A 9,515-nucleotide genomic window follows, 5' to 3' on the forward strand; every position below is an offset into this window, starting at 1 on the left:
CCACCCCGCCGATGACGGTGGTGCCGGTCCAGCCGGGGCTGGGGTGGGCGGCGACACCGACCGGCTTCATGATGACGACGATGTCGTCGTCGTCGTGGACGATCTCCATGCCCTCGACGGGCTCGGCGACGATCTGGACGGGGGCGGGCGCCTGCGGCATCTCCACTTCCAGCCAGGCCCCGCCGTGCACCCGCTCGGACTTCCCGGCCACCGCGCCGTCCACCTGGACCTTCCCCCCGGCGGCCAGTTCGGCGGCCTTGGTGCGGGAGAAACCGAACAGCCGGGAGATGACGGCGTCGACACGCTCGCCTTCCAGGCCGTCGGGTACGGGCAGGGTGCGGATCTCGGGATACGTACTCACCTGTCGAGTATGCCTTGCCGCGGCCCGGGCCCGTCCGGCGGATCGGACCGCTCGGCGGCGGCGGTGCCCTTTCCGCCGCCGCCGAGCGGTCCGCCTAGTCCTTGTGGACGGTCCCGTCGGGGTCCAGGCCCCGGAAGGAAAGGATCACGATCAGGAAGCCGCCGCACACGATCGCGGAGTCGGCGAGGTTGAAGACGGCGAAGTGCGCGGGGGAGATGAAGTCCACCACCGCGCCCTCGAACACGCCGGGCGCCCGGAAGATGCGGTCGGTGAGGTTGCCGAGCGCCCCGCCGAGCAGCAGCCCCAGGGCGATGGCCCAGGGCAGGCTGTAAAGCTTGCGCGCGAGCCGGATGATCACGACGATCACGACCGCGGCGATCGCGGTGAAGATCACGGTGAACGCCTCGCCGAAGCTGAACGCGGCGCCCGCGTTGCGGATCACCTCCAGCTTCAGCCAGTCGCCGAAGATCTCGACGGGCTCCCGGTGCTCCAGCTTCGCGACCACGGCCATCTTGCTGCCCAGGTCCAGCAGGTAGGCCAGGACGGCCACGCAGAGGAGGACGAGGACCTTCTTGCGGCGCCGGCCGCCGGCCGCGCCGTCACCGTCGGCCGGGGCCTCGTCCCCGGAGGGCTGCCGGGCCTCGTCCTCGGAGGGCTGCCGGGCCTCGTCCCCGGAGGGCTGACGCGGCTCGGCCCGTGAGGGCTGCTGGGGCTCGGCGCCGTCAGCCCCCTCGGCGTCGGGGATGTCCGGCGTACCGATGATGCGCTCCGCCTCTGCCACGTGAGTCCCTCAACCTAGGTGCCTGATTGAGGACGAGGGTACGACAACCCGGGGGCGTCAGCCCCGCCGCTCCTGCTTCTGCTTGTCCTCCACGCAGAGTGTGGCCCTGGGGAAGGCCTGCATCCGCGCCTTGCCGATCGGTTTGCCGCAGACCTCGCAGAGCCCGTAGGTCCCGGAGTCGAGCCGGGCGAGGGCGCGTTCGGTCTGGTCCAGCGTCTCCTGGGCGTGGGCGGCCAGCGAGAGCTCGTGTTCCCGGGTGATGTTCTTGGTGCCGGTGTCCGCGTCGTCGTCGCCCGCGCCGTCCCCGGAGTCCCGCATCAGTCCCGCCAGCGCCGCGCCGGACGCCTCCAGCTCGCTGCGCAGTCTCAGGGCCTCGCCCGTCAGCTCCGTCCGCGCCTCGGCGACCTCCTCCGGGGTCCAGGGGTCCTCCCCGGGCCTGACCGCGAGGTCCCCGGGCCCTGCGGCGGCCCTGGCCGGGGGCTCCGCTGTCGCGACGCCCTCCCCCGCGGCCGCGTTCCCGTCCGCGTTCTTCTTGGCTACCACCGTCTGGGCTCCTGTCTGCTCGGCGGCCTGTGCCGCCCCCGTGGCCTTCGTGGGCTTCTGTGAAGCCGTCCCGGCCGTGCTCCCGCCGGCCGTGTCCCGGCCGGCTGTGCTCTTCTTCGCCGTACTGCTCTTCGTCGTGCTCTTCCTCGCTGTGCTCCCGTGTGCGGCGGCCTCCCTCGCCGGGGGCTTCCGGCCCGCGTCCGGGTGGGTGCCCGCGTCGGTCTCCTCACCGGCGTCCTTCTCCGCCGCCATGGCCGCGGCCCCTTCACATAGTGTGATCTTGCACGCGAATCGTCCTGGGACGATAAGTCGACCCCGGCCCCGCGGCAACGGGCCACGCCGCCGGTTCGCCCTCCCCGTGCCGACGGCGTTCCGCCCCCAAGCGTTGTGCCCAGCTCCCCGCCCGGTAATCCGCCCACCCGGCCCCGGCCCGGACCACCGGCCCGCCGCCCTCGCCATTCGGGTCAGCCGTGCCCCGGGGCGAAACCGGTCGGCCGTCGTCCGTACGGGCCCGTACACTGAGCGCAGCGAGAGGCATGGATGGGACGAGTAGCGTCGTACGCAGCCGGCAGCGACCCGGGGACGGTGGAAGCCCGGGGGCGAGCGCGATGTGAAGATCACCCCGGAGCCGCCGGAAGAACGCCTTGGACAGTGGGCTCGATCCACGGGCGCAAGGCCAGTAGACCCGGCATCGCGACCCCAATGAGGGGGCCACGGGCGTACGCCCGGGGCCAAGGAGGGTGGTACCGCGGGAGCCGGCCGGTTCTCGTCCCTCCGACGGAAGTGGAAGCCGTCCGCCGGAGGAAGCCCGCCATGACATCGCCGCAGTACCGCCAGGTACCCGCCCAGGTCGACCTGCCCGCCCTCGAACACGCCGTGCTCGACTTCTGGCGCGAGAGCAAGACCTTCGCCCAGAGCCTCGAACAGTCCGAGGGACGCCCCGAGTGGGTGTTCTACGAAGGCCCGCCGACCGCCAACGGCATGCCCGGCGCCCACCACATCGAGGCCCGCGTCTTCAAGGACGTCTTCCCGCGCTTCCGCACCATGCAGGGCTACCACGTCGGCCGCAAGGCGGGCTGGGACTGCCACGGCCTGCCGGTCGAGCTCGCGGTGGAGAAGGAGCTGGGCTTCAACGGCAAGAAGGACATCGAGGCGTACGGCATCGCCGAGTTCAACGCGAAGTGCCGGGAGTCGGTGACCCGCCACACCGACGCGTTCGCCGAACTGACGACCCGCATGGGGTACTGGGTCGACCTGGACGACGCCTACCGCACGATGGACCCGGAGTACGTCGACTCCGTGTGGTGGTCGCTGAAGGAGATCTTCAAGAAGGACCTGCTGGTCCAGGACCACCGGGTCGCACCCTGGTGCCCGCGCTGCGGCACCGGCCTCTCGGACCACGAGCTGGCCCAGGGCTACGAGACGGTCGTCGACCCCTCGGTCTTCGTCCGCTTCCCGCTGACCGGTGGCCCGCTGGCCGGCGAGGCGGCCCTGCTGGTCTGGACGACCACGCCGTGGACCCTGGTCTCCAACACCGCCGTCGCCGCGCACCCGGACGTCACCTACGTCGTCGCGACGGACGGCGAGGAGAAGCTGGTCGTCGCCCGGCCGCTGCTGGAGAAGGCGCTCGGCGAGGGCTGGGAGCCCACCGGAGAGTCCTTCACCGGCCGGGAGATGGAGCGCTGGACCTACGAGCGCCCCTTCACCCTGGTCGACTTCCCCTCCGAGGCGCACTACGTCGTCAACGCCGAGTACGTGACGACCGAGGACGGTACGGGCCTGGTCCACCAGTCCCCCGCCTTCGGCGCCGACGACCTCGTCGTCTGCCGTTCCTACGGTCTGCCGGTCGTCAACCCGGTCCGCCCCGACGGCACGTTCGAGGAGGACCTGCCGCTGGTCGGCGGCGTCTTCTTCAAGAAGGCCGACGAGGCGCTCACCGAGGACCTGGCCGCCCGCGGCAGGCTCTTCCGCCACGTCCCGTACGAGCACAGCTACCCGCACTGCTGGCGCTGCCACACCGCGCTGCTGTACTACGCGCAGCCCTCCTGGTACATCCGCACGACCGCCGTCAAGGACCGGCTGCTCCAGGAGAACGAGAAGACCAACTGGTTCCCGGACTCGGTCAAGCACGGCCGGTTCGGCGACTGGCTGACCAACAACGTCGACTGGGCGCTGTCCCGCAACCGCTACTGGGGCACCCCGCTGCCCGTCTGGCGCTGCGAGGACGGCCACCTCACGTGCGTGGGCTCGCGTGCCGAGCTGACGGAGCTGACGGGCACCGACCAGTCGGCCCTCGACCCCCACCGCCCGTTCATCGACGAGATCACGTTCACCTGCACGCACGAGAACTGCCAGCTGGAGGCGTACCGCGTCCCGGAGGTCATCGACGCCTGGTACGACTCGGGTTCGATGCCGTTCGCGCAGTGGGGCTACCCGTACAAGAACAAGGAGGTCTTCGAGAGCCGCTACCCCGCGCAGTTCATCTCGGAGGCCATCGACCAGACCCGCGGCTGGTTCTACACGCTGATGGCGGTCGGCACCCTGGTCTTCGACAAGTCGTCCTACGAGAACGTCGTCTGCCTCGGCCACATCCTCGCCGAGGACGGCCGCAAGATGTCCAAGCACCTGGGCAACATCCTCCAGCCGATCCCGCTGATGGACCAGCACGGCGCCGACGCCGTCCGCTGGTTCATGGCGGCGGGCGGGTCTCCGTGGGCGGCCCGCAGGGTCGGTCACGGCACGATCCAGGAGGTCGTCCGCAAGACGCTCCTGACCTACTGGAACACCGTCGCCTTCCAGGCGCTGTACGCCCGTACGTCGAACTGGGCGCCCTCCGCGGCCGATCCGGCCCCCGCCGGGCGCACCGTCCTGGACCGCTGGCTGCTGAGCGAGCTGGGCACCCTGGTCGAGCAGGTCACCGAGGCCCTGGAGGGCTACGACACCCAGCGCGCCGGCAAGCTGCTCTCCGCGTTCGTCGACGACCTGTCCAACTGGTACGTACGCCGTTCCCGCCGCCGCTTCTGGCAGGGTGACAAGGCCGCCCTGCGCACCCTGCACGACGTGGTGGAGACGGTCACCCGGCTGATGGCCCCGCTGACCCCGTTCATCACGGAGCGGGTCTGGCAGGACCTGGTCGTCCCGGTGACCCCCGGCGCCCCGGAGTCGGTCCACCTCTCCTCGTGGCCGAAGGCGGACCCGGCCTCCGTCGACCCGGAGCTCTCCACCCGGATGGCACTGGTACGGCGCCTGGTCGAGCTGGGCCGCGCCACGCGTGCCGAGTCGGGCGTCAAGACCCGGCAGCCCCTCTCGCGCGCGCTGGTGGCCGCGTCCGGCTTCGAGTCCCTCTCCCCCGAACTGCGCGCCCAGATCACCGAGGAGCTCAACGTCTCCTCCCTGGCCTCGCTGTCGGAGGTCGGCGGCTCCCTGGTCGACACCACGGCGAAGGCCAACTTCCGCGCGCTGGGCAAGAGGTTCGGCAAGGGTGTCCAGGCGGTGGCCAAGGCCGTCGCGAACGCGGACGCGGCGGCGCTCTCCCTGGCCCTGCGTGAGGGCACGGCGTCCGTCGAGGTGGAGGGCGAGCAGATCACCCTCTCCCCGGAGGAGGTCATCGTCACGGAGACCCCGCGCGAGGGCTGGTCGGTGGCGTCCGACTCCGGCGCCACGGTCGCCCTGGACCTGGAACTCACCCCGGAACTGCGGGCGGCGGGCCTGGCCCGTGACGCGATCCGGCTGATCCAGGAGGCCCGCAAGAACAGCGGCCTGGACGTGGCGGACCGGATCGCGGTCCGCTGGACGTCGGCGGCCCCCGCCACGGCCGAGGCCCTGACGGCGCACGCCTCCCTGATCGCGGACGAGGTCCTGGCCGTCGACTACGCCCAGGGCGAGGCCGACGACACGTACGGCACCCCGTTCGAGGACGAGGGCCTGAACCTCACGTTCCGCCTGCGCAGGACCCAGGCCTGACCATCCCCGAGGGCCCGGCCGGCACCACCCGGCCGGGCCTTCGGCATTCCCACCCCGGGCCCGTACGCCCCGCCCGACCCCATGCCTCTCCCGCACCCCCCTGCCTCTCCCCCACCCCCCATGTCTCTCCGCCCCAACCCCCCAGTCCTCTCCGCCGCATCCCCGGTCCTCTCGGCCCGCACCCCCAGCCTCTCCGGCGCTTGAGGAGCGGGGCCCGGGGCGGAGCCCCGGTTACGGGAGGGGCGCGGGGAGGGGAACAGGCCCCGCGCAGCGGCCCATCCACCCCACGCCGCACCCGGCGCCCGGCACCGCACCCCACACGCCGAAAAGGGCCGGGCCCCGGGGAAGTCCCCGGGGCCCGGCCCTCAGCCTGCCGACGGCTACGCGCTCAGCGAGCGCGCGCCGCTCAGTTGTCGTCCTCGTCGATCAGGAACCCGCGCATCGGCGACGGCGCCTGCTGCATCGGCTGCGGCGCCTGCGGCCGCACCGGTGCCATCGGCTGCGTCATCGCGGGCGACATCTGCTGCTGCCCGCCGTACGACGGCGCGCCACCCATCGACTGGTTGCCGGCACCCATCTGCTGGTTGCCGTGACCACCGTGGTTGCTGCCCATGGAGTGCCCCATGGCGCCCGCACCGGCCGGAGCCAGCGAGGGCGACGGCGGCAGGGAAGCGGCGGCGGGCGTACGCGGCGGAGCCAGCGAGTCGTCGGCCTGGGTCTCCAGCTGGCGCAGCTGGCTCTCCAGGTACGACTTCAGGCGGGTCCGGTACTCGCGCTCGAAGCCCCGCAGGTCCTCGACCTTGCGCTCCAGCGTCGCGCGGGCCGACTCCAGCGAGCCCATCGCCACGCGGTGCTTCTCCTGCGCGTCCCGCTCCAGCGCGTCCGCCTTGGCACGCGCGTCACGCTCGAGACCCTCGGCACGGCTGCGCGCCTCGCCGACGATCTTGTTGGCCTCGGAACGGGCCTCCGCGATCGCCTGGTCGGCGGTCTGCTGGGCGAGGGAGAGGACACGGGCGGCGCTGTCGCCACCGGGGCCCTGACCGGGCTGCTGCATCTGCTGCTGCATCTGCGGCGGCATCTGCTGCTGCTGTTGCGGGGCGTGGCCGCCGGGGCCGCCCATCGGGCCGCCCATGGGACCGCCCTGCATCGGGCCGGGACCGTGCGGGCCCTGCGGGCCGGGGCCGTGACCGCCCTGCGGGCCGCCCATGGGACCGCCCTGGGGACCGTGACCGCCCTGGGGACCGTGACCACCCTGGGGACCGTGACCGCTGGGACCGGCAGGCAGCTGCGGAGCGCCACCGGGCAGCTGGGGGGGACCCATCTGCGGGGGCTGCTGCTGCACCGGCGGGCCCGATATGGCGGCGGGCACCGGGGCACCGGGCCGTTCCTGCTGCTCCGGTGGTTTACGCATACCCTGCTGTTGGTTCTGCGCCGCCGCGCGCGTGGCGGCGGCCAGCTTGGCACGCAGGTCCTCGTTCTCACGGAGCAGACGGGTCAGTTCCGCCTCGACCTCGTCGAGAAAGGCATCGACCTCGTCCTCGTCATAGCCTTCTCGGAGGCGGACGGTCGTGAACTGCTTGTTCCGCACGTCCTCGGGGGTCAACGGCATCTCTTCTTCACCTCTACGTAGTCGTCGGCAGTCGGCAAGACCGTATCGTTCACACGCTGCTCGCTAGCTTGCCCACGATGCTGAGCAGAATGTAGACGATGATCATCAGAACGAAGAAGGACAGGTCAAGTGCCACGCCCCCGAGACGCAACGGCGGTATGAACCGCCGCAGAAGCTTCAGCGGTGGATCGGTGACAGTGTAAGTGCCCTCCAGAACGACCACCATCGCCTTGCCGGGCCGCCATGAACGTGCGAACTGGAAGACGTAGTCCATGACCAGTCGGAAGATCAGCACGATGAGGAAACACATCAGCGCGATATAGACCACATCCAGTGCGACGCCCATGTCCCGCGCTTCCCTCTCCCCTGGCTTTCGTCAGCTCCGGCCTCCCGGCCGGCACCGGCCTCCCGGCCGGGTGGTTCCCATGTCGTGTCTCAGCTCTGGTTGAAGAACCCGCCCTCTGCGATGCGGGCCTTGTCCTCCGCCGTGACATCGACGTTAGCAGGCGACAACAGGAACACCTTCTGCGTCACTCGCTCAATGCTGCCATGGAGACCGAAGACGAGTCCCGCGGCAAAGTCGACAAGTCGCTTCGCGTCGGTGTCGTCCATCTCCGTGAGGTTCATGATCACCGGAGTGCCCTCGCGGAAGTGTTCCCCGATGGTACGGGCCTCGTTGTACGTCCGGGGGTGCAGCGTGGTGATGCGGTAGGGCTCCCGCTCGGACACGACCTTGGGCATGATCACCGGTGCGTTCTTCTCCAGGTTCGGTCGGTCTGGTGTGATGGATGCCACGGGTGCGATCCGGGCGGGTCGCCCGCTGTCCGCCGGCAGCTGAACCGGCTCGCGCGGTGCGGGCGGCTGCACCGTCCGCACCGGTTCGTCGCGCTCCCGCTCCACCTGATGCGCGGGCTGGTGCCGCCGCCGGTCGCGCTCGGGCTCCGGCTCGGGTTCGAATTCGTCGTCGGGGTCGAACCCCGGACCGTCGTACCCATCGTCCTCCACGAGGCCGAGGTAGACCGCCATCTTGCGCATCGCGCCGGCCATGCTCCGAGTCCTCCGCTCTGTGGTGGATCGGCATTCGCGTCACCAAGTGCCCGAGATCCACTCCGGTCTTGTCCGCGTCGGGCGGCAATGACCATATTTTCTGCTGTGGTCCGACTTGCTTCGCGACGTTACCCGAGCCGGGGTCGGTCTCCGAGTACCGCCGTACCGACGCGTACATGTGTCGCTCCGGCCGCCACGGCGTCCTCGAGATCCCCGCTCATCCCTGCGGAAACCATGTTCGCAGCAGGATGGTTCGCGCGCAGGCGGGACGAGAATTCCATCAGCCGGTCGAAGGCGGCCCGTTGGCGACCCGCGTACGGACCGGCCAGCGGGGCCACGGTCATCAGGCCGTCGAGCCGCAGCCCCGGAGCGGCCTCCACCGCGGCGGCCAACTCCTCGATCGCGTCGGGCGCGACGCCTCCCCGGCCACCGCGCTCGCCGCTCTCCGCGTCCAGGGCCACCTGAAGGAGACAGCCCAGTTCGCGGCCGCGCCGCTCGGCCGCCGCCGAGAGGGCGGAGACCAGCTTGACCCGGTCGACCGACTGTACGACATCGGCATAACCAACCACAGAACGGACCTTGTTGGTCTGCAGCTGTCCGACGAAATGCCACGTGAGCGACAGATCCGCGCAGGCGGCGGCCTTCGGTGCCGCGTCCTGGTCACGGTTCTCCGCCACATGACGCACACCGAGTTCGTGCAGGATCCGCACATCGTCCGCGGGATAGGTCTTGGTGACCACGATGAGGGTCACCTCGTCACGCCCACGTCCGGCCGAGGCGCAGGCGGAGGCGATGCGAGCCTCCACCCGCGCGAGGTTCGCGGTGAGTTGATCCTTACGGTCCGTCATGCCCTATCCGTCCAGCCAGACGTAGCCCGCGAGCCGGCCCGTGGTGCGGTCGCGTCGGTACGAGAAGTGGTCGCCGGACTCCCGGGTGCAGAACGGCGAGCTGTGCCGCTCCCGTACCCCGAGGGCCTCCAACTGCGCGTGGACCCCGGCGGTGACGTCCACGGCCGGGGTGCCCCAGGACGTGGTCGCCCACGACTCCGGGACGGAACGGGCCACTTCGGCCCGCATGGCCTCGGGGACCTCGTAGCAGCGGCCGCAGACCGACGGCCCGGTGTGCGCCACGATCCGGGACGGTTCGGCGCCGAGCGCGACCATGGCCTCGACGGCTGCCGGGACGACCCCCGCCACCAGGCCCGGCCGGCC

The 9,515-nt window shown here is 71.2% G+C and carries 9 protein-coding genes; 1 reads left to right on the plus strand and 8 read right to left on the minus strand.

The annotated features are described in order from the left end of the window. The 3 genes from IH13_RS0132135 to IH13_RS0132145 form a co-directional block, all read right to left on the minus strand. The coding region (locus tag IH13_RS0132135) for a S4 domain-containing protein (RefSeq protein ID WP_031089962.1) at positions 1–361 on the minus strand (361 nt) is incomplete at its 3' end. Between the two features lie 94 nt (positions 362–455). Then, entirely contained in the window at positions 456–1,142 is a 687-nt protein-coding gene (lspA, locus tag IH13_RS0132140; protein ID WP_031089964.1) for a signal peptidase II, read from the minus strand. A gap of 57 nt (positions 1,143–1,199) precedes the next feature. Next, a complete protein-coding gene (locus IH13_RS0132145; RefSeq protein ID WP_031089973.1) occupies positions 1,200–1,937 on the minus strand; it encodes a TraR/DksA family transcriptional regulator in 738 nt (245 codons plus the stop codon). Positions 1,938–2,498: 561 nt separating this feature from the next. Here IH13_RS0132145 and ileS point away from each other — a divergent pair. Continuing rightward, positions 2,499–5,648 carry an isoleucine--tRNA ligase gene (gene ileS / locus IH13_RS0132150; protein ID WP_031089975.1) on the plus strand — a complete coding sequence of 1,050 codons (3,150 nt, stop codon included), beginning with the start codon at positions 2,499–2,501 and terminating at the stop codon, positions 5,646–5,648. 406 nt (positions 5,649–6,054) lie between these two features. Here the strand turns inward: ileS and IH13_RS0132155 are convergent, their stop codons facing one another. The 5 genes from IH13_RS0132155 to IH13_RS0132175 all read right to left on the minus strand — a co-directional run. Further along, positions 6,055–7,257, minus strand: coding sequence for a DivIVA domain-containing protein (locus IH13_RS0132155; RefSeq protein WP_031089977.1), 1,203 nt, complete (start codon positions 7,255–7,257; stop codon positions 6,055–6,057). A gap of 49 nt (positions 7,258–7,306) precedes the next feature. Then, positions 7,307–7,603: a YggT family protein gene (locus tag IH13_RS0132160; protein WP_031089979.1), complete on the minus strand. Its 297-nt coding sequence runs from the start codon at positions 7,601–7,603 to the stop codon at positions 7,307–7,309. An 89-nt stretch (positions 7,604–7,692) separates the two neighbouring features. Continuing rightward, positions 7,693–8,304 carry a cell division protein SepF gene (locus IH13_RS0132165; protein WP_031089980.1) on the minus strand — a complete coding sequence of 204 codons (612 nt, stop codon included), beginning with the start codon at positions 8,302–8,304 and terminating at the stop codon, positions 7,693–7,695. Between the two features lie 128 nt (positions 8,305–8,432). Then, positions 8,433–9,152: a YggS family pyridoxal phosphate-dependent enzyme gene (locus IH13_RS0132170; RefSeq protein ID WP_031089983.1), complete on the minus strand. Its 720-nt coding sequence runs from the start codon at positions 9,150–9,152 to the stop codon at positions 8,433–8,435. Positions 9,153–9,155: 3 nt separating this feature from the next. After that, positions 9,156–9,515 (minus strand): purine nucleoside phosphorylase YfiH/LACC1 family protein (locus IH13_RS0132175; RefSeq protein WP_031089985.1); only part of this gene is annotated, 360 nt, incomplete at its 5' end.

Source organism: Streptomyces sp. NRRL WC-3549 (assembly GCF_000721935.1).
Lineage (GTDB): Bacteria > Actinomycetota > Actinomycetes > Streptomycetales > Streptomycetaceae > Streptomyces.